This is a genomic window from Streptomyces sp. NPDC002896, from assembly GCF_040295225.1.
GTDB lineage: Bacteria > Actinomycetota > Actinomycetes > Streptomycetales > Streptomycetaceae > Streptomyces.
The window spans coordinates 226,031-244,707 of sequence record NZ_JBEOVA010000007.1; the positions used below are offsets into that span (position 1 = coordinate 226,031).

Below are 18,677 nucleotides of genomic sequence, written 5' to 3' on the forward strand. Positions count from 1 at the left end.
GACCTTTCGAGCGGGCTAGTTAAGGAACTGGTGAACAAATCGCCATGCATCCGGCATGGAAATATCTGCGACACAAGGTCGTGACATGCCGTACGGGGTGATCTACCTGTCAGTGAAAGCCTGGTTCCGGACGGTGACGTACTGTGCCGTTCTCACCCTGGTCGCGGGCTGCTCCGGCCATGCGGCCGCTCCCGCCGCGAAGCCCGGCACAAGCCCGTCCACCGCCGCGGCCACCCCCACCGGCGCCGCCACGGTGTGCACCTCCGCCGAGAAGCCGTATCCCCAACGGCTGGTGAAGGGCCACAAGTACAGCATCGAGCCCAACCGCTGGAACGCCTCCGCCGGCACCGTCTGCCTGAACACCCCCGGCGACGCCGGCTTCACCGTCTCCGAAGTGCGCGGTCTCGTCGCCAAGGACGCGAAGGCCCCTCGCGCCTACCCCAACATCGCCACCGTCCCCGGCACGGCGGGACTGCCCGTACCCGTCGCCGAGCTGGGCGACGCGACCAGTGACTGGTCGGCCTGGCCCGCCGCCTCCGGCTCGTACAACTTGGCGTACGACCTCTGGTACGGCCCGAGCAAGAGCGACTGCGACTCCGCCGACAGCGCCGAGCTGATGATCTGGCTGGACGCCACCGACAACGTCGTGCCCGCCGGCAGCCGGATGTCCGGGACGGTGACCCTCGGGGACGCGGCGTACGAGGTGTACAAGGCGCCCATCACCAGCGCCCACAGCGTGATCAGCTATGTCAGGACGAACCCGACCCGCACCGTCCGCGGGCTCAACCTGCGGCTGTTCACGGCGGACGCCCTCCAGCGCGGCTACATCCCGCCGGCGTCCTACCTGTGCAAGGTCGCGGCCGGCTTCGAGATCTGGAGCGGTGGCGTCGGCCTGCGCACCTTCTCCTTCGCCTTCCACAACCGCACCGGTCTGCCGAGCGGGGTCGTACGGTCCGGCGCGACGGGGGTCTGCCTGCGGGCGGACGGCGACGAGGTCGTCACCGGATCCTGTGGCGGCAGCGGCGGGAGAACGACCTGGACGGTGGCCAACGACGGTTCACTGCGTACCGGCGGACGCTGTCTCCAGCCGGGCGGCACCCACCGCGGCGTGACCACGGCGGTGCTGGCCGACTGCACCCGAAGCGTCGCCCAGCGCTGGGCGGCCGGCCCGGGCAACCGGCTCGTGAACTCCGCGTCCGGCCGCTGCCTGGACACCGACAAGGGCTCCTTGGCGGTCGGCATCACGGCGACGCTGCGGCCATGTCACGAGGGAACGTCGCAACGCTGGACGCTGCCCTACAACGGCCTGGCTTCCTGACGATGGCCTATCATCCGCACATCGTCCACACATTTGAGCGATAGACCTTGCGGGGGGGTTCCGTCGGGTCAGGGCTCCGAAGTCCGAGCGAGAGAGACGACCTGATGACGGCAGATGGCACCTGGATCAGACCCGAGGGCACCAGGCCCCGTCCGACGCGCACCCGGCCCGCCGTGGACACCACCATGCCGCTGGGGACGGTCGCCGACGAAGTCGCCGCGCGCCGTACCTCCGAGAGGCTGGCCCGCCGGCGTCTGGAGCCGGTCGCCAAGCCGCCGAAGGCCGCCTTCCGTACGGACTGGCTGCCGCTGCTGGCCGTCCTGCTGGTGCAGGCCGTGCTCGCCTACCGCCTCACCGACGACAACACGGCGTTCGTCGACGAAGGCACGTACATCTACGCCGGTTACAACCAGATCGCGCACCTGTTGCACGGCGATCCCGTCGCCGACTACGCGAGCTTCTTCTCCGGCTCTCCCATGATCTACCCGGTCGTGGTCGCGATGGCCGACATGGTCGGCGGCCTGCTCGGCGCCCGGCTGCTGAGCATGGCCTTCATGCTCACCGCCACCATCGCCCTCCACCTGGCCACCCGGCGGATGTACGGCTCCGTGGCGGCCTTCTTCGCGGCCGCGCTGTTCGTCGCGCTGGGCCCCACCCAGCTCCTCAGCAGCTACTCCACGTACGACGCGATGGCGCTCACGCTGCTGGCCTGGGCGGCCTATTTCACGGTCCGGCTCACCACCGGCGGCGGATACCCCAGCATGCTCGCGGCTGCCGTGATCATGGCTCTGGCCGACTGGACCAAGTACGCCTCCTTGCTGTGGACCCCGGTCGTCATCGGCATCGCGATCTTCGCCGGGCACGGCGGATCCGCCTGGTCGGCGATCCGCATACGGCGAGGGATCGAACTCACCGTCCTCTGGCTCGTCGCCCTCCTGATGCCCGCCGTCACGGCGAAGACCCACGTCGACGGCTTCACGCACACCACCCTCATGCGCAAGCCGGGCACCGATCCCGTCTCATACGTCGCGGGGGAAGCCGCCAAGTGGGTCGGCCCGCTGCTGGTCCTGGCCTTCATCGGGGTACTGGTGACCCTGGTAGCCAGCTGGCGCGGACGGGCCCACAAGGCCGACGTCTGGCTCGCGCTGGTGCTCTTCATCGGCGGTGTGCTCGCACCGGCCAACCAGATCCGCATCCACACCTGGCTGTCGCTGCAGAAGCACGTCGACTTCGGTGCCTGGTTCGCCTGCATCGCGGCCGGGTTGCTGCTCGCCCGGATCTTCGTCGCTCTACGCGACAAACTCCACGTCACCGTCGGTGTCTTGGTCACCGCCCTGGTGGTCGGCCCCCTCGGCTACTTCGGGGCGGGCCAGGCCGCACACATGTACGCCGAGTGGTCCGACTCCTCCGGCCTGGTGTCCGCGCTGCGCCCGTACGTCAAGAAGGGCAAGGAGGAGTACCTCGTCGAGAACTACAACGTCCCGGCGTACTACCTCAGGGCACAGACCAACTGGCCGCAGTGGCAGGACCTCGTCGGCAAGAGCTACACCGACCCGGGGACCAAGAAGACGCTGTCAGGCGCCCCGGCCCTCCAGGCCGCCGTCAAGGACCACTACTACTCGATCGTCGTCCTGGACTTCACCCAGACGCCGGACATCGACGTCGCGCTCCAGCCCACCCTCAAGGAGGCGGGATACCGGGTGCACAAGGTCGTCAAGAGCACCCGGACCGGCGACGGCGTGTACACGATCTACTTTGCGCCGGGCTTCGGGAAGAAGTGACGCGAGGGCCCGGGCAGCGCACCTGCGCGAACCGGGCCCTCGCCGGAATCCGTCAGCCGTGGCGGGTCGGGCGACGATCACCTCCGCACGCCGGCCCCCTGGCGGTCCTAGCCGCAGCACCCACCCCGCGACGGCAGAGACCGCCGATTCCGCGCCTCCTTGTTGCGCGCGGCCAGCAACTCGTCGGCCGGGTAGCCGACTTCTTCCAGCGTCAGCCCGTGCGGCCGCACGACATGCACGGCCGAGTCCCGTACGCCCGCGGCGAGCACTTTCCCAGGCCAGTCGGTCCCCCGATGCCCGTCCCCCACGAACAGCAGCGCGCCGATGAGGGACCGCACCATGTTGTGGCAGAACGCGTCGGCCCGCACGGTGGCGGTGATGATGCCGTCCTCGCCCTTGCGCAGGCTCAGCTCCTGCAGCGTACGAATGGTCGTCGCACCTTCCCGCTTCTTGCAGTAGGCGGCGAAGTCATGCTCCCCCAGCAACCGTTGAGCCGCCTCGTTCATCGCGTCGACGTCGAGCGGCCAGTCGTGCCAGAGGACGTGGTTGCGCAGCAGCGGGTCCACGCCCCCGGGGTTGTCGGTGACGCGATAGGCGTACCGCCGCCAGACGGCCGAGAACCGTGCGTTGAAGCCGCTGGGCGCCTCCCGCAGGGCCCACACCCGTACGTCCCTGGGCAGCCGCCCGGCGAGCCGCTTGAGCAGCTTCGAGTGATGCTCGCCCCAGACGTCCTGCGGCAGATCGACATGGGCGACCTGCCCGCGCGCGTGCACCCCGGCATCCGTCCGTCCCGCCACGGTCAGCTCGTACGTGGTGGCCCCGGAGCGCGTCACGGTCCGCAGGGCGTCCTCGATCTCCCCCTGCACGGTCCGCCGTCCCCCGGCCTGCTTGGCCCACCCGGAGAACTCGGTCCCGTCGTAGGAGAGATCCAACCGCACCCGCACGAACGCGGGCTCCACTTCGTCACTCACACAAAGATCCTCTCAGCAACGCGAAACGGGCCCGCCCCGAAGGGCGGACCCGCTCACAGCCAGGCAGAGCCTCAGGCGTCCTTGGACTCCTCGGCCGGGGCCTCGGCGGCCTCGTCCTTGGCCTCGACGACCTCGTCGGCCTTGGCCTCGGCGGCAGCCGGAGCCTCGTCCTTCTTCAGGGCGTCTTCCTTGACCGCACGCTTCGTCGCGGCCTCGGCCTCACCGGTGGCCTGCTGGGCCACGGTCAGCGCCTCCACCAGCTCGATGACGGCCATGGGCGCGTTGTCGCCACGGCGGTTACCGATCTTGGTGATCCGGGTGTAGCCACCCGGGCGGTTCTCGTACCGCGGGCCGATCTCGGTGAAGAGCGTGTGCACGATGCTCTTGTCCGTGATGACCTGGAGCACCTGACGGCGGTTGTGAAGGTCGCCCTTCTTCGCCTTGGTGACCAGACGCTCAGCGTACGGACGCAGCTTGCGCGCCTTCGCCTCGGTGGTGGTGATACGGCCGTGCTCGAACAGCGACTTCGCGAGGTTCGCGAGGAGCAGCTTCTCGTGCGCGGCGCTGCCGCCCAGACGGGCACCCTTGGTGGGCTTCGGCATGGTGTCTCTCCTAGGTGTCTGCCCCGGCCGTATCAGGTACCGGGGTCAGTATCCGAGCGGGCGGTTGCCCGTCGGAGACCCCGCGCCCCAAAGGGGCGCGGGGAACTGCGCGACCAGCCACAGCGGGCCCGCAGCTAAGAACGGTCCTCGCGGAGCGCTCAGTACTGCTCGGTCTCGACGAAGCCCGCATCCGCGTCGTCGTCGGCGCCGAAGGCGTCGGCCGCAGCGGTCGGGTCGAATCCGGGCGGGCTGTCCTTGAGGGCCAGGCCCATACCGGCCAGCTTCGCCTTGACCTCGTCGATCGACTTCGCACCGAAGTTGCGGATGTCGAGCAGGTCGGCCTCGGAACGAGCCACGAGCTCACCCACGGAGTGGATGCCCTCGCGCTTCAGGCAGTTGTACGAGCGAACGGTGAGCTCGAGCTCCTCGATCGGCAGCGCCAGGTCGGCAGCGAGCGCGGCGTCCGTCGGGGACGGACCCATGTCGATGCCCTCGGCGTCGATGTTGAGCTCGCGCGCCAGACCGAACAGCTCGACCAGGGTCTTACCGGCCGACGCCATGGCGTCACGCGGACGCATGGCCTGCTTGGTCTCGACGTCGACGATCAGCTTGTCGAAGTCGGTGCGCTGCTCGACACGGGTCGCCTCGACCTTGTACGTGACCTTGAGCACCGGCGAGTAGATCGAGTCGACCGGGATACGGCCGATCTCCTGGCCCACCTGCTTGTTCTGCACGGCGGAGACGTAGCCGCGACCGCGCTCGACGGTCAGCTCCATCTCCAGCTTGCCCTTGCCGTTGAGCGTGGCGAGGACGAGGTCGGGGTTGTGCACCTCGACACCGGCCGGCGGCGCGATGTCGGCGGCGGTGACCAGACCCGGGCCCTGCTTGCGCAGGTACATCACGACCGGCTCGTCGTGCTCCGAGGAGACGACCAGCTGCTTGATGTTGAGGATCAGGTCGGTGACGTCCTCCTTGACGCCCGGCACGGTGGTGAACTCGTGCAGGACACCGTCGATACGGATGGACGTGACCGCCGCACCCGGAATCGAGGACAGGAGCGTGCGACGCAGGGAGTTGCCGAGGGTGTAGCCGAAGCCCGGCTCCAGCGGCTCGATCACGAACCGGGAGCGGAACTCGTCGACGACCTCTTCGGTCAACGAGGGACGCTGAGCGATCAGCATGTGTGGATCAGATCCTTCAGTCGTGGGCGCCCGCTATTTGACGCCCGACGGAACCCGCGCGGTCACCCGGCGGGGTACTGCAAGGGTACGGGCGGCACGGCCCGAAGGGGACGTACCGCCCGAATCCTCAAGACAACCGGACCTCAGACGCGGCGGCGCTTGGGCTGACGGCAGCCGTTGTGCGGGGTGGGGGTGACGTCCTGGATGGAGCCGACCTCGAGACCGGTCGCCTGCAGCGAACGGATGGCCGTCTCACGACCCGAGCCCGGGCCCTTGACGAAGACGTCGACCTTGCGCATGCCGTGCTCCTGCGCGCGGCGGGCGGCCGACTCGGCGGCCATCTGCGCGGCGAACGGGGTGGACTTGCGCGAACCCTTGAAGCCGACGTGGCCGGCGGAGGCCCAGGAGATCACGTTGCCGGTCGGGTCGGTGATCGAAACGATGGTGTTGTTGAACGTGCTCTTGATGTGCGCGTGGCCGTGAGCGACGTTCTTCTTTTCCTTGCGGCGCACCTTCTTGGCAGCGCCCTGACGTCCCTTGGGGGGCATGTCTTAACTCCTACGGGAGGTGGTCGGTCCTACAGCGAAGACCGCTGGTGAGCGTCCGCTGTGGACTACTTCTTGCCCGGCTTCTTCTTACCGGCGATGGCGCGACGCGGGCCCTTGCGGGTGCGGGCGTTGGTGCTGGTGCGCTGACCGTGGACGGGCAGGCCACGGCGGTGGCGCAGACCCTGGTAGCAGCCGATCTCGACCTTGCGGCGGATGTCGGCCTGAACCTCACGACGGAGGTCACCCTCGGTCTTCAGGTTGGCGTCCACGTACTCGCGGATCTTGACCAGCTCCTCCTCGGAGAGGTCACGAACGCGGGTGTTCGGGTTCACGCCGGTCTCGGCCAGCGTCTGCTGGGAAAGGGTCCGGCCGATGCCGAACACGTAGGTGAGGGCAACCTCCACGCGCTTTTCGCGCGGGATGTCAACACCGGAAACGCGTGCCATTCAATGGCTCCAGTTGTCTGTCGGAGGTCTTCCGCAGAACCGAATCCCGCCCGCCGTCCTCTTCGCGTCTTTCAAAAAAGCCGCCGAAGAATCGGTACGAACCGGGTCCCCGGCCTCCGACCGGGGGTGTCGGATCACTCGGATCCGGGCCCTGCGTATGTACATATGTGCTTGCGTCGCGCGAGATCTGCGGTGTGCAGAGGGTGCGGTCGTGCGTCAGCCCTGGCGCTGCTTGTGGCGCGGGTTGTCGCAGATGACCATGACCCGGCCGTGACGGCGGATCACCCTGCACTTGTCGCAGATCTTCTTGACGCTCGGCTTGACCTTCATTAGGTGAGGTTCTCCGGGTCAGTGCCACCACCCCGTCCCGGTACCGGGAGGAACCGGGGAGGGGTGCGGGCAAGATCTACTTGTACCGGTAGACGATCCGGCCACGCGTCAGGTCGTACGGAGACAGCTCCACCACGACCCGGTCGTCAGGGAGGATGCGGATGTAGTGCATGCGCATCTTGCCGCTGATGTGTGCCAGGACCTGGTGGCCGTTCTGGAGCTCGACCTTGAACATGGCGTTCGGAAGAGACTCGACGACAGTGCCCTCGATCTCGATGGCACCTTGCTTCTTGGCCACGCTTCGCCCTTCGAATCGACTACCTTGATCGACTCCGCACGAGCGCATGCGGGCATGCGAGTGCACGAGAGCCGACGAGTCAGTCTACGTCAGCGCCCTCTGAAAGACGAATCGACAAAGAATGCCCGCATGGGGTGATCGTTACGCCAAGGGGTCCGGGGCCGCCGTGATCCCGTACTCCGCCAGCTTGGCCTTGCCACCGTCCGGGGCCGTCAGGACCAACGGACCGTCCCCCGTCAGAGCGACGGAGTGCTCCCAGTGGGACGACCAGGTGCCGTCGGTCGTGATGACCGTCCAGTCGTCCTCGAGGACCTGGGTCTTCGGTGTGCCGAGACTCACCATGGGCTCGATCGCGAGGCAGAAGCCGGGGACCAGCTTGGGGCCCTTGCCGCGTCGGCGCTCGACGTAGTTCAGCAGGTGCGGGTCCATGTGCATCTCGGTGCCGATGCCGTGGCCGCCGTAGTCCTCGATGATCCCGTACTTGCCGCCGCCGGGCTTGGGCTGGCGCCGGATGTACGTCTCGATGGCGCGGGAGATGTCCACGAGCCGGTTGCTGTTCTTCATCGCGGCGATCCCGGCCCACATCGACTCCTCGGTCACCCGCGAGAGCTCGATGAGCTCCGGAGCGTGACCGCCGCCCACGAACGCCGTGTACGCCGCGTCTCCGTGCCAGCCGTCGACGATGGCGCCGCAGTCGATGGAGATGATGTCGCCGTCCTTCAGGACGGTCTTGTCGTCCGGGATGCCGTGGACGACGACCTCGTTCACCGAGGTGCAGATGGTGGCGGGGAAGCCGCCGTAGCCCAGGAAGTTCGACTTCGCCCCATGCTCGTCGAGCACCTTGCGAGCGACCTCGTCCAGGTCACGGGTGGTAGCACCCGGCACCGCGGCCTCGCGGGTGGCCGCGTGGATGGCGGCGACGACAAGGCCCGCCGCCCGCATTTTGGCGATCTGCTCGGGGGTCTTGATCTGCACCATCTGCGGCTGACGCCTTTCTGAAGGGGAAGCACGGGCTACGTCAACGATACGGCCCCGTGACAACCCCGCCGCCCCCCGCTGTGGGCACCGGGCTAACCCGCTGTGGGCAATCGTTCCGCAAGGGGCGATGGGGGTCCCCCTGCTCGAGCGAAGCCGAGAGCTTGGGTGCGGGTGGGCACAGCGGAACCCCGCGACGCCGGCCACGCCCGTCGCACCCCGGGCAACCAAGGCCACGGGCACCCCGACATACACGTCGGCCGCGGCACCCCCGAAGGGATTGCCGCGGCCGACGCAACGTAAAGGTACGAACTAGCCCTCGTCGCCCTTCAGCGCGTCCATGGCCCGCTTAGTGACCTCGTCCACCTTCCCAAGCGCCGAGATCGTGATCAGCAGCCCCTGGTTCCGGTAGTAGTCGATGATCGGCTCGGTCTGCGTGTGGTAGACCTCGAGCCGCTTGCGGACGGTCTCCTCGCTGTCGTCGTCACGCTGGTAGAGCTCGCCACCGCAGACGTCGCAGACGCCTTCCTGCTTCGGCGGGCTGTACGTCACGTGGAAGACGTGGCTGGAGTCCTTGCGGCACACGCGGCGGCCGGCAATGCGCTTGACCACCTCGTCCTCGGGGACCTCGAGGTCGAGCACGGCGTCGAGCTTCATGCCCTCGGCCTTGAGCGTCTCGTCGAGCGCCTCGGCCTGGGACACGTTGCGCGGGAAGCCGTCGAGCAGGAAGCCCTGCTCGGCGTCCGGCTGCGACATGCGGTCCTTGGCCATCCCGATGGTGACCTCGTCCGGCACCAGATTGCCGGCGTCCATGTACGCCTTCGCCTGCTTGCCCAGTTCCGTGCCCTGGCTGATGTTGGCTCGGAACAGGTCGCCCGTGGAGATGTGCGGGATCGACAGGTTCTTGGCGAGGAACGCGGCCTGCGTTCCCTTACCCGCACCAGGCGGCCCGACAAGGACGATACGCATCAGCGGAGGAACCCTTCGTAGTTGCGCTGCTGGAGCTGGCTCTCGATCTGCTTCACGGTCTCCAGGCCCACACCCACGATGATGAGGATGCTCGTCCCGCCGAACGGGAAGTTCTGGTTCGCGCCGAAGCCGGCCAATGCCATCGTCGGAACGAGAGCGATCAGGCCCAGATACAGCGAGCCCGGCCAGGTGATCCGGTTGAGTACGTAGCTCAGGTACTCAGCGGTCGGTCGGCCAGCCCGGATGCCCGGGATGAAGCCACCATACTTCTTCATGTTGTCTGCAACTTCCTCGGGGTTGAACGAGATCGCCACGTAGAAGAAGGCGAAGAAGACGATCAACAGGAAGTAGCTGACGATGTAGTACGGGTGGTCACCCTTGGTGAGGTGCTGGTCGATCCACGTTTTCCAGCCCGAGTTCCCTCCGGCGAACTGAGCGATCAGCGCCGGGATGTAGAGCAGCGACGACGCGAAGATGACAGGAATCACACCCGCCTGGTTGACCTTGAGCGGGATGTACGTCGACGTGCCGCCGTACGAACGGCGGCCGATCATGCGCTTCGCGTACTGCACGGGGATACGGCGCTGGGCCTGCTCGACGAAGACCACCAGGGCCACCATGACGAGGCCGACGAGGATCACGATGCCGAACTCGATCCAGCCGTCCGCGAGCTTGCCCGACTTCTTGATGGCCCACATGGCGCTCGGGAAGGTGGCGGCGATCGAGATGAACATCAGGATCGACATGCCGTTGCCGATGCCGCGGTCGGTGATGAGCTCACCGAGCCACATCACGACGGCCGTGCCCGCGGTCATGGTGATGACCATGGTGATGGTCACGAAGATCGACTGGTCGGGGACGATCTGGCTGGCCACCGGGCAGCCCTGGAACAGCGCGCCGCTGCGCGCGGTGGCGACCAGGCCGGTGCCCTGCAGGATCGCGAGCGCCACGGTCAGATAGCGCGTGTACTGCGTGATCTTCGCCGTACCGGCCTGGCCCTCCTTCTTCAGGGCCTCGAGGCGCGGGATCACCACGGTCAGCAGCTGGAGAATGATGCTCGCCGTGATGTACGGCATGATGCCGAGCGCGAAGACCGTGATCTGCAGCAGAGCGCCGCCGCTGAACATGTTCACCAGGCCGAAGAGGCCCTGGTTGGCGTTCGCCTGGTCCATACACTGCTGGACGTTCTTATAGCTGACGCCCGGGATCGGGATGTGCGCCCCGATCCGGTAGACCACGATGATGCCGAGCGTGAAGAGCAGCTTCTTGCGCAGGTCGGGCGTCTTGAACGCCCGGGCGAACGCGGTGAGCACGGTGCCTCCTGCGACCCCCGCGCACATGCGTCAGAGGTGACGGTCTTGAGGTTCGACGAATACGTATCGGTCAAGCCGCCTGGCGCCCCCCTGGAGGCACACCAGGCGAAAAGTTAACAGTGCAGGCCACCTTACCGGCGTCCGTGCTCCCCTGGAACGACCAACCGGGGATACCCCTTTTGTGGAGCATCCCCGGTGGGATCGTTCAGGTCATCAAGCCCGTCGTCCGAAGGATCAGACGAGCTCGGTGACGGTACCGCCGGCGGCGGTGATCTTCTCCTTGGCGGAGCCGGAGACGGCGTCGACCGTCACCTGCAGCGCCACGGAGACCTCGCCCTGGCCGAGGACCTTGACGAGGCTGTTCTTGCGAACGGCACCCTTGGCCACCAGACCCTCGACGGTGACCTCGCCACCCTCGGGGTAGAGCGCGGCCAGCTTGTCGAGGTTCACGACCTGGTACTCGGTCTTGAACGGGTTCTTGAAGCCCTTCAGCTTCGGGAGGCGCATGTGCAGCGGCATCTGGCCACCCTCGAAGCGCTCCGGAACCTGGTAGCGGGCCTTGGTGCCCTTGGTACCACGACCGGCCGTCTTACCCTTCGACGCCTCACCACGACCGACGCGGGTCTTGGCGGTCTTGGCGCCCGGGGCGGGACGGAGGTTGTGGATCTTGAGCGGGTTCTGCTCCGCCATGATCAGTCGACCTCCTCGACCGTCACGAGGTGACGGACATGGCGAACCATGCCGCGGAACTCGGGGCGGTCCTCCTTGACGACCACGTCACCCAGGCGCTTGAGGCCCAGGGTCCGCAGGGTGTCACGGTGGTTCTGCTTGCTGCCGATGTACGACTTCGTCTGCGTGATCTTGAGGCGAGCCATTACGCACCCGCTCCCGCACGCGCACGCAGGAGAGCCGCGGGGGCGACGTCCTCGAGGGGCAGACCGCGGCGGGCCGCGACCTCCTCGGGACGCTGCAGGCCCTTCAGGGCCTCCACGGTCGCGTGCACGATGTTGATCGCGTTGTCGGAGCCGAGCGACTTCGACAGGATGTCGTGGATACCGGCGCACTCGAGCACGGCACGCACCGGACCACCGGCGATAACACCGGTACCCGGGGACGCGGGCTTGAGCAGCACGACGCCGGCAGCCTTCTCACCCTGGATCGGGTGCGGGATGGTGCCCTGGATACGGGGGACCTTGAAGAAGTGCTTCTTGGCCTCCTCAACACCCTTGGCGATGGCGGCCGGCACCTCCTTGGCCTTGCCGTAACCGACACCCACGGTGCCGTCACCGTCGCCCACCACGACCAGCGCGGTGAAGCTGAAGCGACGACCACCCTTCACAACCTTGGCGACGCGGTTGATCGCGACGACGCGCTCAACGTACGCGGTCTTCTCGGCGGCAGCTGCGCCGCCGTCACGGCCCTTCCGGTCCCGCCGCTCGCCGCCACCGGCACCGCTTCCGCGGCGCTGGGGTCCAGCCATTGGAATTACCTCTCTTCGTTTTCCGCTGAGCTACGGAACCGGCTCAGAACTTCAGGCCGGCTTCGCGGGCGGCGTCCGCCAGGGCGGCGATGCGCCCGGCGTACTTGTTGCCACCACGGTCGAACACGACGGCCTCGACACCCGCGGCCTTGGCACGCTCGGCGAGCAGGGCGCCGACCTTGCCGGCGGCCGCGGACTTGTCGCCGTCGCCACCGCGGATCGACGTGTCCAGGGTCGACGCCGACGCCAGGGTGTGACCCTTGATGTCGTCGATGACCTGGGCCACGATGTGGCGGTTCGAGCGCGTCACGACCAGGCGCGGACGCTCGGCCGTACCCGAGATCCTCTTGCGGATGCGGATGTGGCGGCGCTTGATGGCAGTCGCCTTGTAGGCATTGCCCTTGGCGATCTTCACACCGTATGCCATGGCTTACTTACCCGCCTTTCCGACCTTGCGGCGGATGACTTCGCCCTCGTACTTGACGCCCTTGGCCTTGTACGGGTCGGGCTTGCGCAGCTTGCGGATGTTGGCCGCAACCTCGCCGACCTTCTGCTTGTCGATGCCCTCGACGGAGAAGTGGGTCGGGTTCTCGACCTTGAACGAGATGCCCTCGGGCGCCTCGATCAGGATCGGGTGGCTGTAGCCGAGCGAGAACTCGAGGTTCGAGCCCTTCGCCACGACGCGGTAACCGACACCGCTGATCTCGAGCTTCTTCACGTAACCCTGGGTCACGCCGGTGATCATGTTCGCCACCAGCGTGCGGGACAGGCCGTGCAGGGCCTTGTTCTGACGCTCGTCGTTCGGACGGGTGACGTTGAGAACGCCGTCCTCGCCCTTAACGATGTCGATCGGCGCGGCAACGGTGTGAGAGAGGGCGCCCTTGGGGCCCTTCACCTGGACCGTACGGCCGTCGATGGTGACGTCCACGCCGGCGGGAACCGTGATGGGGAGCTTGCCAATACGCGACATAGCTGTTTCCTCCGTTCCCTTCCGCTACCAGACGTAGGCGAGGACTTCCCCACCCACGCCCTTCTTGCCGGCCTGCTTGTCGGTGAGGAGCCCGTGGGACGTGGAGATGATCGCCACGCCGAGGCCGCCGAGCACCTTCGGCAGGTTGGTGGACTTCGCGTACACCCGGAGACCGGGCTTGGAGATCCGCTTGATGCCCGCGATGGAGCGCTCACGGTTCGGGCCGAACTTCAGCTCGAGGACGAGGTTCTTGCCGACCTCGGCGTCCTCGACGCGCCAGCCCGTGATGAAGCCCTCCTGCTGGAGGATCTCCGCGATGTGCGACTTGATCTTGCTGTGCGGCATCGACACCGAGTCGTGGTATGCCGAGTTCGCGTTCCGCAGACGCGTAAGCATGTCTGCGATCGGATCAGTCATGGTCATGAATTGGCCTTCGGCCTCTCTCGCCGGGGTTTCCTGTATGCGCCATCCCTCTCCCCACTCATGGGCGGGACGGGTGCGGCGCGGGGACCTACGGCGTAGTAAGTCGTACGGGCGGCGGGCGCCCAACCCTCCTAGCCTAAGCCATGGAAGGCAGGGCACCCGACGACCCTCTGCTTACCGAGAGACTCCGGTCTCCCCTGAACTAGGGGATTACCAGGAGCTCTTGGTCACGCCCGGCAGCTCGCCGCGGTGAGCCATCTCACGAAGGCACACACGGCACAGGCCGAACTTGCGGTACACGGAGTGCGGACGGCCGCAGCGCTGGCAGCGGGTGTACGCACGCACACCGAACTTGGGCTTGCGAGCAGCCTTGGCAATCAGAGCCTTCTTCGCCATCTCGCTCACGCCTCCTTGAAGGGGAAGCCGAGGTGACGAAGGAGCGCACGGCCCTCAGCGTCGTTGGTCGCCGTGGTCACCACGGTGATGTCCATACCCCGGGTGCGGTCGATCTTGTCCTGGTCGATCTCGTGGAACATGACCTGCTCGGTGAGACCGAAGGTGTAGTTGCCACGGCCGTCGAACTGCTTGGGGGACAGACCACGGAAGTCGCGGATGCGCGGGAGCGCGAGCGACAGGGTGCGGTCCAGGAACTCCCACATGCGGTCGCCACGGAGCGTGACGTGGGCACCGATCGGCTGGCCCTCACGCAGCTTGAACTGCGCGATGGACTTGCGGGCCTTGGTGACGGCCGGCTTCTGGCCCGTGATCGTGGTGAGGTCGCGGATGGCGCCCTCGATCAGCTTGGAGTCGCGGGCGGCGTCGCCCACACCCATGTTGACCACGATCTTGACGAGGCCCGGAACCTGCATGACGTTCTCGTACGAGAACTCCTCACGCAGCTTGCCCGCGATCTCCTCGCGGTACTTCGTCTTGAGACGCGGAGTCGTGGTGGTAGCCATCAGATGTCCTCACCCGTCCGCTTGGCAACGCGGATCTTGTTGCCCTCGTCGTCGAAGCGGTAACCGACGCGAGTGACGACCTTGTTGCCGTCCTTCTCCACGACGAGCTGAACGTTGCTCACGTGGATCGGGGCCTCGGTCGTGACGATGCCGCCGGCCTGGGAGCCGCGGGCCGTCGGGCCGGCCTTGGTGTGCTTCTTGACCCGGTTGACACCCTCGACCAGGACACGCTCGTCGCGCGGGTAAGCGGCAATGACCTTGCCCTGCTTGCCCTTGTCCTTGCCGGTGATGACCTGGACCAGGTCACCCTTCTTGATCTTCATGCTTACAGCACCTCCGGCGCGAGCGAGATGATCTTCATGAACTTCTTCTCGCGCAGCTCACGGCCCACGGGGCCGAAGATACGGGTGCCGCGAGGGTCGCCGTCGTTCTTCAGAATGACGGCGGCGTTCTCGTCGAAGCGGATGTACGAGCCGTCCTGGCGGCGGCGCTCCTTGACGGTGCGAACGATGACCGCCTTGACGACGTCACCCTTCTTCACGTTGCCACCGGGGATCGCGTCCTTGACGGTGGCGACGATGACGTCACCGATGCCCGCGTAGCGGCGACCGGAACCACCGAGAACACGGATGCAAAGGATTTCCTTCGCACCAGTGTTGTCGGCGACGCGCAGTCGCGACTCCTGCTGGATCACGTCTATCTCCTGATCGTCTGCCGGTTCCCCGGGGGCTGTGGTTCACAGCCCCCGGAGCCTGGCGGAACTGGTCCGAGGGGGATGCCCCTCGGAGGGGTTACTTGGCCTTCTCGAGGATCTCGACGATGCGCCAGCGCTTCGTCGAGGACAGCGGCCGGGTCTCCATGAGGAGGACACGGTCGCCGACGCCTGCGGCGTTCTGCTCGTCGTGGGCCTTGAGCTTGCTGGTACGGCGGATGACCTTGCCGTACAGCGCGTGCTTGACGCGGTCCTCGACAGCGACGACGACGGTCTTGTCCATCTTGTCGCTGACGACCAGACCCTCACGGGTCTTGCGGAAACCGCGCTCGGTCTTGTTCTCAGTCACGTTGCTCTCGCTCATCAGGCGCTCTCCACCGTCTCGATGCCGAGCTCGCGCTCACGCATCAGGGTGTAGATCCGGGCGATGTCCTTACGGACCGCCTTCAGACGGCCGTGGTTCTCGAGCTGACCGGTCGCCGCCTGGAAGCGGAGGTTGAACAGCTCTTCCTTGGCCTCGCGGAGCTTGTTGAGGAGCTCCTCGTTGCCCAGCTCGCGCAGCTCGGACGCCTTGGTGCCGGCCGACATCACGCTTCACCTGCCTCGCGCCGCACGATGCGGCACTTCATCGGAAGCTTGTGAGCAGCGCGGGTAAGCGCCTCACGCGCAATCTTCTCGTTCGGGTAGGACAGCTCGAACATCACCCGGCCCGGGTGAACGTTCGCGACCCACCACTCCGGCGAACCCTTACCGGAACCCATGCGGGTCTCGGCAGGCTTCTTGGTCAGCGGGCGGTCCGGGTAGATGTTGATCCAGACCTTGCCGCCACGCTTGATGTGACGGGTCATCGCGATACGAGCCGCCTCGATCTGGCGGTTGGTCACGTACGCCGGCGTGATGGCCTGGATGCCGTACTCGCCGAACGCAACCGTCGTACCGCCCTTGGCCTGACCACGGCGCTTCGGGTGGTGCTGCTTGCGGTGCTTGACCCTACGGGGGATCAGCATGTCGGTCAGGCCTCCGTTCCGGTGCTCTCAGCCGGAGCGGCAGCGGCGGGAGCCTCGGCCTTGGGGGCCTCGGCAGCCGGAGCCGACTGCTGCTGCGGCTTACGACCGCGACCGCCACGCTCGCCACCGCGGCCACCACGGGCCGGGCGGTCGGCGCCGCCACGGGCCGGGCGGTTGCCGGCGCGGGCAGCAGCGTTCTCGGCGCGGACCTCGGCGATGTTCTTGACGTCGCCCTTGTAGATCCAGACCTTCACACCGATGCGGCCGAAGGTCGTCTTGGCCTCGAAGAAGCCGTAGTCGACGTTCGCGCGAAGCGTGTGCAGGGGCACGCGGCCCTCGCGGTAGAACTCCGAGCGGGACATCTCGGCGCCGCCGAGACGGCCACCACACTGGATCTTGATGCCCTTGGCGCCGGCCTTCATCGTGCCCTGCATGCTCTTACGCATGGCGCGACGGAAGGAGACGCGGGAGGACAGCTGCTCGGCAACGGCCTGAGCAACCAGCTGAGCGTCGGTCTCGGGGCTCTTGACCTCGAGGATGTTCAGCTGGACCTGCTTGCCCGTGAGCTTCTCGAGGTCACCGCGGATGCGGTCGGCCTCGGCGCCACGGCGGCCGATGACGATGCCGGGACGCGCGGTGTGGATGTCCACCCGCACGCGGTCACGGGTGCGCTCGATCTCAACCTTCGAGATACCGGCGCGCTCCATGCCGGACGTCATCATCCGACGGATGGCGACGTCTTCCTTGACGTAGTCCTTGTACAGCTTGTCGGCGTACCAGCGGGACTTGAAGTCCGTGGTGATGCCGAGCCGGAACCCATGCGGGTTAACCTTCTGGCCCATTACCGGGTTCCTTCCTTGCTGCTGACGACCACGGTGATGTGGCTGGTCCGCTTGCGGATCCGGTAGGCGCGGCCCTGGGCACGCGGACGGAACCGCTTCAGGGTCGGGCCCTCGTCGACGTACGCCTCGGAGATGAAGAGGCTGTCGGCGTCGGTGTGGTCGTAGTTGTGCGCGGCGTTGGCGATGGCGCTGTCAAGCACCTTGCCGACCGGCACGCTCGCGGCCTGCGGGGCGAAACGCAGGACCGCCTGAGCCTCCGTGGCATCCATGCCACGGATAAGGTCCACCACGCGGCGGGCCTTCATGGGCGTGACGCGGATGTACCGCGCCTGGGCCCTGGCTTCCATGGTTGTCCTTCCAGTGTCTGTCATGGTCATTCCACCCCGCTACTAGCGGCGCTTCGACTTCCGGTCGTCCTTGACGTGACCCCGGAAGGTGCGCGTCGGCGAGAACTCGCCGAGCTTGTGGCCGACCATCGACTCGGTGACAAACACCGGAATGTGGGTCTTGCCGTTGTGCACCGCGATCGTGTGGCCGAGCATGGCCGGGATGATCATCGAGCGACGGGACCAGGTCTTGATGACGTTCTTGGAACCGGCTTCGTTCTGGGCGTCCACCTTCTTGATCAGGTGGTCGTCGACGAAGGGCCCCTTCTTGAGACTGCGCGGCATCTAAACCCGCTCCTAGCGCTTCTTGTTCGTCTTGCGGCGGCGGACGATGTACTTGTTCGAAGCCTTCTTCGGCGAACGAGTACGACCCTCCTTCTGACCCCACGGCGAGACCGGGTGGCGACCACCGGAGGTCTTGCCCTCACCACCACCGTGCGGGTGGTCAACCGGGTTCATCGCCACACCGCGGACGGTCGGGCGGACACCCAGCCAGCGCTTACGACCGGCCTTGCCCCAGTTGATGTTCGACTGCTCGGCGTTGCCGACCTCGCCGACCGTGGCGCGGCAGCGCTGGTCGACCAGGCGGATCTCACCGGAGGGCATGCGGAGGTGGGCCATGGTGCCCTCCTTCGCGAGCAGCTGCACCGAGGCACCGGCGGAGCGGGCGAACTTGGCACCGCCACCGGGACGGATCTCGATCGCGTGGATCGTGGTACCGACCGGGATGTTGCGGAGCGCCAGGTTGTTGCCCGGCTTGATGTCGGCCCCGGGACCGTTCTCGACGCGGTCGCCCTGCGACAGGTTGCGCGGGGCGAGGATGTAGCGCTTCTCGCCGTCCGCGTAGTGCAGCAGCGCGATGCGCGCGGTGCGGTTGGGGTCGTACTCGATGTGCGCGACCTTCGCCGGCACGCCGTCCTTGTCGTGACGACGGAAGTCGATCACTCGGTAGGCGCGCTTGTGTCCGCCACCCTGGTGGCGAACGGTCACACGACCGGCGTTGTTACGGCCGCCCTTGCTGTGCAGCGGGCGGACCAGCGACTTCTCCGGCGTGGACCGCGTGACCTCGACGAAGTCGGCGACGCTGGAGCCACGACGGCCCGGAGTCGTCGGCTTGTACTTGCGGATTCCCATTTCTCAGTCCTCGTCCGATATCGGACCAGGGC

General features: G+C 66.9%; 29 protein-coding genes. 2 read left to right on the forward strand and 27 right to left on the reverse strand.

The annotated features are described in order from the left end of the window. Positions 1-85: 85 nt before the first annotated feature. Both ABT009_RS14805 and ABT009_RS14810 read left to right on the forward strand, forming a co-directional pair. Entirely contained in the window at positions 86-1,318 is a 1,233-nt protein-coding gene (locus ABT009_RS14805; protein WP_351293433.1) for a GH12 family glycosyl hydrolase domain-containing protein, read from the forward strand. Between the two features lie 104 nt (positions 1,319-1,422). Beyond that, positions 1,423-3,099, forward strand: coding sequence for an ArnT family glycosyltransferase (locus tag ABT009_RS14810; RefSeq protein ID WP_351293435.1), 1,677 nt, complete (start codon positions 1,423-1,425; stop codon positions 3,097-3,099). Positions 3,100-3,206: 107 nt separating this feature from the next. Here the strand turns inward: ABT009_RS14810 and truA are convergent, their stop codons facing one another. The 27 genes from truA to rplB all read right to left on the reverse strand — a co-directional run bounded on the left by truA (position 3,207) and on the right by rplB (position 18,645). Further along, positions 3,207-4,070: a tRNA pseudouridine(38-40) synthase TruA gene (gene truA / locus ABT009_RS14815; RefSeq protein ID WP_351293438.1), complete on the reverse strand. Its 864-nt coding sequence runs from the start codon at positions 4,068-4,070 to the stop codon at positions 3,207-3,209. A 71-nt stretch (positions 4,071-4,141) separates the two neighbouring features. Continuing rightward, complete coding sequence (gene rplQ, locus ABT009_RS14820; protein ID WP_351293441.1) at positions 4,142-4,672, reverse strand: 50S ribosomal protein L17; 531 nt, start codon at positions 4,670-4,672, stop codon at positions 4,142-4,144. A gap of 158 nt (positions 4,673-4,830) precedes the next feature. Next, positions 4,831-5,853, reverse strand: a complete 1,023-nt coding sequence (locus ABT009_RS14825; RefSeq protein WP_003966937.1) for a DNA-directed RNA polymerase subunit alpha — start codon at positions 5,851-5,853, stop codon at positions 4,831-4,833. A 143-nt stretch (positions 5,854-5,996) separates the two neighbouring features. Further along, positions 5,997-6,401, reverse strand: coding sequence for a 30S ribosomal protein S11 (gene rpsK, locus ABT009_RS14830; protein ID WP_351293444.1), 405 nt, complete (start codon positions 6,399-6,401; stop codon positions 5,997-5,999). 65 nt (positions 6,402-6,466) lie between these two features. After that, the gene (gene rpsM / locus ABT009_RS14835; protein WP_153289108.1) at positions 6,467-6,847 is read right to left on the reverse strand and encodes a 30S ribosomal protein S13; all 381 of its coding nucleotides are present in this window, start codon (positions 6,845-6,847) and stop codon (positions 6,467-6,469) included. Between the two features lie 216 nt (positions 6,848-7,063). Then, the gene (rpmJ, locus tag ABT009_RS14840) at positions 7,064-7,177 is read right to left on the reverse strand and encodes a 50S ribosomal protein L36 (protein WP_003974245.1); all 114 of its coding nucleotides are present in this window, start codon (positions 7,175-7,177) and stop codon (positions 7,064-7,066) included. Positions 7,178-7,253: 76 nt separating this feature from the next. Further along, positions 7,254-7,475: a translation initiation factor IF-1 gene (gene infA / locus ABT009_RS14845; RefSeq protein WP_003948620.1), complete on the reverse strand. Its 222-nt coding sequence runs from the start codon at positions 7,473-7,475 to the stop codon at positions 7,254-7,256. Between the two features lie 141 nt (positions 7,476-7,616). Beyond that, on the reverse strand, positions 7,617-8,453 hold the full coding sequence (gene map, locus ABT009_RS14850; RefSeq protein WP_351293447.1) for a type I methionyl aminopeptidase: 837 nt from the start codon (positions 8,451-8,453) through the stop codon (positions 7,617-7,619). A 309-nt stretch (positions 8,454-8,762) separates the two neighbouring features. Then, the gene (locus ABT009_RS14855) at positions 8,763-9,419 is read right to left on the reverse strand and encodes an adenylate kinase (protein ID WP_351293450.1); all 657 of its coding nucleotides are present in this window, start codon (positions 9,417-9,419) and stop codon (positions 8,763-8,765) included. Further along, on the reverse strand, positions 9,419-10,732 hold the full coding sequence (gene secY / locus ABT009_RS14860; protein ID WP_351293453.1) for a preprotein translocase subunit SecY: 1,314 nt from the start codon (positions 10,730-10,732) through the stop codon (positions 9,419-9,421). The genes ABT009_RS14855 and secY overlap by 1 nt, the downstream gene beginning before the upstream one ends. Positions 10,733-10,966: 234 nt before the next feature. Further along, a complete protein-coding gene (gene rplO, locus ABT009_RS14865) occupies positions 10,967-11,422 on the reverse strand; it encodes a 50S ribosomal protein L15 (RefSeq protein WP_030745257.1) in 456 nt (151 codons plus the stop codon). 2 nt (positions 11,423-11,424) lie between these two features. Continuing rightward, a complete protein-coding gene (gene rpmD, locus ABT009_RS14870; RefSeq protein ID WP_181659089.1) occupies positions 11,425-11,607 on the reverse strand; it encodes a 50S ribosomal protein L30 in 183 nt (60 codons plus the stop codon). Continuing rightward, entirely contained in the window at positions 11,607-12,212 is a 606-nt protein-coding gene (gene rpsE, locus ABT009_RS14875; protein ID WP_016434633.1) for a 30S ribosomal protein S5, read from the reverse strand. Before rpsE ends, rpmD begins: the two co-directional genes overlap by 1 nt. Positions 12,213-12,255: 43 nt before the next feature. Continuing rightward, entirely contained in the window at positions 12,256-12,639 is a 384-nt protein-coding gene (gene rplR / locus ABT009_RS14880; protein ID WP_351293458.1) for a 50S ribosomal protein L18, read from the reverse strand. 3 nt (positions 12,640-12,642) lie between these two features. After that, a complete protein-coding gene (gene rplF / locus ABT009_RS14885) occupies positions 12,643-13,182 on the reverse strand; it encodes a 50S ribosomal protein L6 (protein ID WP_351293461.1) in 540 nt (179 codons plus the stop codon). A 24-nt stretch (positions 13,183-13,206) separates the two neighbouring features. Then, entirely contained in the window at positions 13,207-13,605 is a 399-nt protein-coding gene (gene rpsH / locus ABT009_RS14890; RefSeq protein ID WP_055706474.1) for a 30S ribosomal protein S8, read from the reverse strand. Positions 13,606-13,815: 210 nt separating this feature from the next. Next, positions 13,816-14,001, reverse strand: a complete 186-nt coding sequence (locus ABT009_RS14895; RefSeq protein ID WP_003956452.1) for a type Z 30S ribosomal protein S14 — start codon at positions 13,999-14,001, stop codon at positions 13,816-13,818. Positions 14,002-14,006: 5 nt separating this feature from the next. Further along, a complete protein-coding gene (rplE, locus tag ABT009_RS14900; protein WP_077796752.1) occupies positions 14,007-14,564 on the reverse strand; it encodes a 50S ribosomal protein L5 in 558 nt (185 codons plus the stop codon). Continuing rightward, positions 14,564-14,887 carry a 50S ribosomal protein L24 gene (gene rplX / locus ABT009_RS14905; RefSeq protein ID WP_053674523.1) on the reverse strand — a complete coding sequence of 108 codons (324 nt, stop codon included), beginning with the start codon at positions 14,885-14,887 and terminating at the stop codon, positions 14,564-14,566. The genes rplE and rplX overlap by 1 nt, the downstream gene beginning before the upstream one ends. 2 nt (positions 14,888-14,889) lie before the next feature. After that, positions 14,890-15,258: a 50S ribosomal protein L14 gene (gene rplN / locus ABT009_RS14910; RefSeq protein WP_003956455.1), complete on the reverse strand. Its 369-nt coding sequence runs from the start codon at positions 15,256-15,258 to the stop codon at positions 14,890-14,892. Positions 15,259-15,355: 97 nt separating this feature from the next. Beyond that, positions 15,356-15,640: a 30S ribosomal protein S17 gene (gene rpsQ / locus ABT009_RS14915; RefSeq protein WP_181659086.1), complete on the reverse strand. Its 285-nt coding sequence runs from the start codon at positions 15,638-15,640 to the stop codon at positions 15,356-15,358. Further along, positions 15,640-15,864 (reverse strand): 50S ribosomal protein L29, encoded by a 225-nt coding sequence (gene rpmC, locus ABT009_RS14920; protein ID WP_010036720.1) that lies wholly within the window; start codon positions 15,862-15,864, stop codon positions 15,640-15,642. The genes rpsQ and rpmC overlap by 1 nt, the downstream gene beginning before the upstream one ends. After that, complete coding sequence (rplP, locus tag ABT009_RS14925; protein WP_351293468.1) at positions 15,864-16,283, reverse strand: 50S ribosomal protein L16; 420 nt, start codon at positions 16,281-16,283, stop codon at positions 15,864-15,866. Before rplP ends, rpmC begins: the two co-directional genes overlap by 1 nt. A 5-nt stretch (positions 16,284-16,288) precedes the next feature. Next, the gene (gene rpsC, locus ABT009_RS14930; RefSeq protein WP_351293471.1) at positions 16,289-17,125 is read right to left on the reverse strand and encodes a 30S ribosomal protein S3; all 837 of its coding nucleotides are present in this window, start codon (positions 17,123-17,125) and stop codon (positions 16,289-16,291) included. Next, positions 17,125-17,472, reverse strand: a complete 348-nt coding sequence (rplV, locus tag ABT009_RS14935; protein ID WP_003974262.1) for a 50S ribosomal protein L22 — start codon at positions 17,470-17,472, stop codon at positions 17,125-17,127. Before rplV ends, rpsC begins: the two co-directional genes overlap by 1 nt. A gap of 42 nt (positions 17,473-17,514) precedes the next feature. Further along, the gene (gene rpsS, locus ABT009_RS14940; RefSeq protein WP_010986346.1) at positions 17,515-17,796 is read right to left on the reverse strand and encodes a 30S ribosomal protein S19; all 282 of its coding nucleotides are present in this window, start codon (positions 17,794-17,796) and stop codon (positions 17,515-17,517) included. A 12-nt stretch (positions 17,797-17,808) separates the two neighbouring features. Beyond that, positions 17,809-18,645 carry a 50S ribosomal protein L2 gene (gene rplB, locus ABT009_RS14945; RefSeq protein ID WP_020132633.1) on the reverse strand — a complete coding sequence of 279 codons (837 nt, stop codon included), beginning with the start codon at positions 18,643-18,645 and terminating at the stop codon, positions 17,809-17,811. Positions 18,646-18,677: the final 32 nt, after the last annotated feature.

What these genes read in the sequence shown, in the direction of transcription:
- ABT009_RS14805 (WP_351293433.1), top strand. Translation starts at nt 86, where the DNA reads ATGCCGTACGGGGTGATCTACCTGTCAGTGAAAGCCTGGTTCCGGACG.
- ABT009_RS14810 (WP_351293435.1), top strand. Translation starts at nt 1,423, where the DNA reads ATGACGGCAGATGGCACCTGGATCAGACCCGAGGGCACCAGGCCCCGT.
- rplQ (WP_351293441.1), bottom strand. Translation starts at nt 4,672, where the DNA reads ATGCCGAAGCCCACCAAGGGTGCCCGTCTGGGCGGCAGCGCCGCGCAC.
- ABT009_RS14825 (WP_003966937.1), bottom strand. Translation starts at nt 5,853, where the DNA reads ATGCTGATCGCTCAGCGTCCCTCGTTGACCGAAGAGGTCGTCGACGAG.
- rpsK (WP_351293444.1), bottom strand. Translation starts at nt 6,401, where the DNA reads ATGCCCCCCAAGGGACGTCAGGGCGCTGCCAAGAAGGTGCGCCGCAAG.
- rpsM (WP_153289108.1), bottom strand. Translation starts at nt 6,847, where the DNA reads ATGGCACGCGTTTCCGGTGTTGACATCCCGCGCGAAAAGCGCGTGGAG.
- rpmJ (WP_003974245.1), bottom strand. Translation starts at nt 7,177, where the DNA reads ATGAAGGTCAAGCCGAGCGTCAAGAAGATCTGCGACAAGTGCAGGGTG.
- map (WP_351293447.1), bottom strand. Translation starts at nt 8,453, where the DNA reads ATGGTGCAGATCAAGACCCCCGAGCAGATCGCCAAAATGCGGGCGGCG.
- ABT009_RS14855 (WP_351293450.1), bottom strand. Translation starts at nt 9,419, where the DNA reads ATGCGTATCGTCCTTGTCGGGCCGCCTGGTGCGGGTAAGGGAACGCAG.
- rplO (WP_030745257.1), bottom strand. Translation starts at nt 11,422, where the DNA reads ATGGCGGAGCAGAACCCGCTCAAGATCCACAACCTCCGTCCCGCCCCG.
- rpmD (WP_181659089.1), bottom strand. Translation starts at nt 11,607, where the DNA reads ATGGCTCGCCTCAAGATCACGCAGACGAAGTCGTACATCGGCAGCAAG.
- rpsE (WP_016434633.1), bottom strand. Translation starts at nt 12,212, where the DNA reads ATGGCTGGACCCCAGCGCCGCGGAAGCGGTGCCGGTGGCGGCGAGCGG.
- rplR (WP_351293458.1), bottom strand. Translation starts at nt 12,639, where the DNA reads ATGGCATACGGTGTGAAGATCGCCAAGGGCAATGCCTACAAGGCGACT.
- rplF (WP_351293461.1), bottom strand. Translation starts at nt 13,182, where the DNA reads ATGTCGCGTATTGGCAAGCTCCCCATCACGGTTCCCGCCGGCGTGGAC.
- rpsH (WP_055706474.1), bottom strand. Translation starts at nt 13,605, where the DNA reads ATGACCATGACTGATCCGATCGCAGACATGCTTACGCGTCTGCGGAAC.
- ABT009_RS14895 (WP_003956452.1), bottom strand. Translation starts at nt 14,001, where the DNA reads ATGGCGAAGAAGGCTCTGATTGCCAAGGCTGCTCGCAAGCCCAAGTTC.
- rplE (WP_077796752.1), bottom strand. Translation starts at nt 14,564, where the DNA reads ATGGCTACCACCACGACTCCGCGTCTCAAGACGAAGTACCGCGAGGAG.
- rplX (WP_053674523.1), bottom strand. Translation starts at nt 14,887, where the DNA reads ATGAAGATCAAGAAGGGTGACCTGGTCCAGGTCATCACCGGCAAGGAC.
- rpsQ (WP_181659086.1), bottom strand. Translation starts at nt 15,640, where the DNA reads ATGAGCGAGAGCAACGTGACTGAGAACAAGACCGAGCGCGGTTTCCGC.
- rpmC (WP_010036720.1), bottom strand. Translation starts at nt 15,864, where the DNA reads ATGTCGGCCGGCACCAAGGCGTCCGAGCTGCGCGAGCTGGGCAACGAG.
- rplP (WP_351293468.1), bottom strand. Translation starts at nt 16,283, where the DNA reads ATGCTGATCCCCCGTAGGGTCAAGCACCGCAAGCAGCACCACCCGAAG.
- rpsC (WP_351293471.1), bottom strand. Translation starts at nt 17,125, where the DNA reads ATGGGCCAGAAGGTTAACCCGCATGGGTTCCGGCTCGGCATCACCACG.
- rplV (WP_003974262.1), bottom strand. Translation starts at nt 17,472, where the DNA reads ATGGAAGCCAGGGCCCAGGCGCGGTACATCCGCGTCACGCCCATGAAG.
- rpsS (WP_010986346.1), bottom strand. Translation starts at nt 17,796, where the DNA reads ATGCCGCGCAGTCTCAAGAAGGGGCCCTTCGTCGACGACCACCTGATC.
- rplB (WP_020132633.1), bottom strand. Translation starts at nt 18,645, where the DNA reads ATGGGAATCCGCAAGTACAAGCCGACGACTCCGGGCCGTCGTGGCTCC.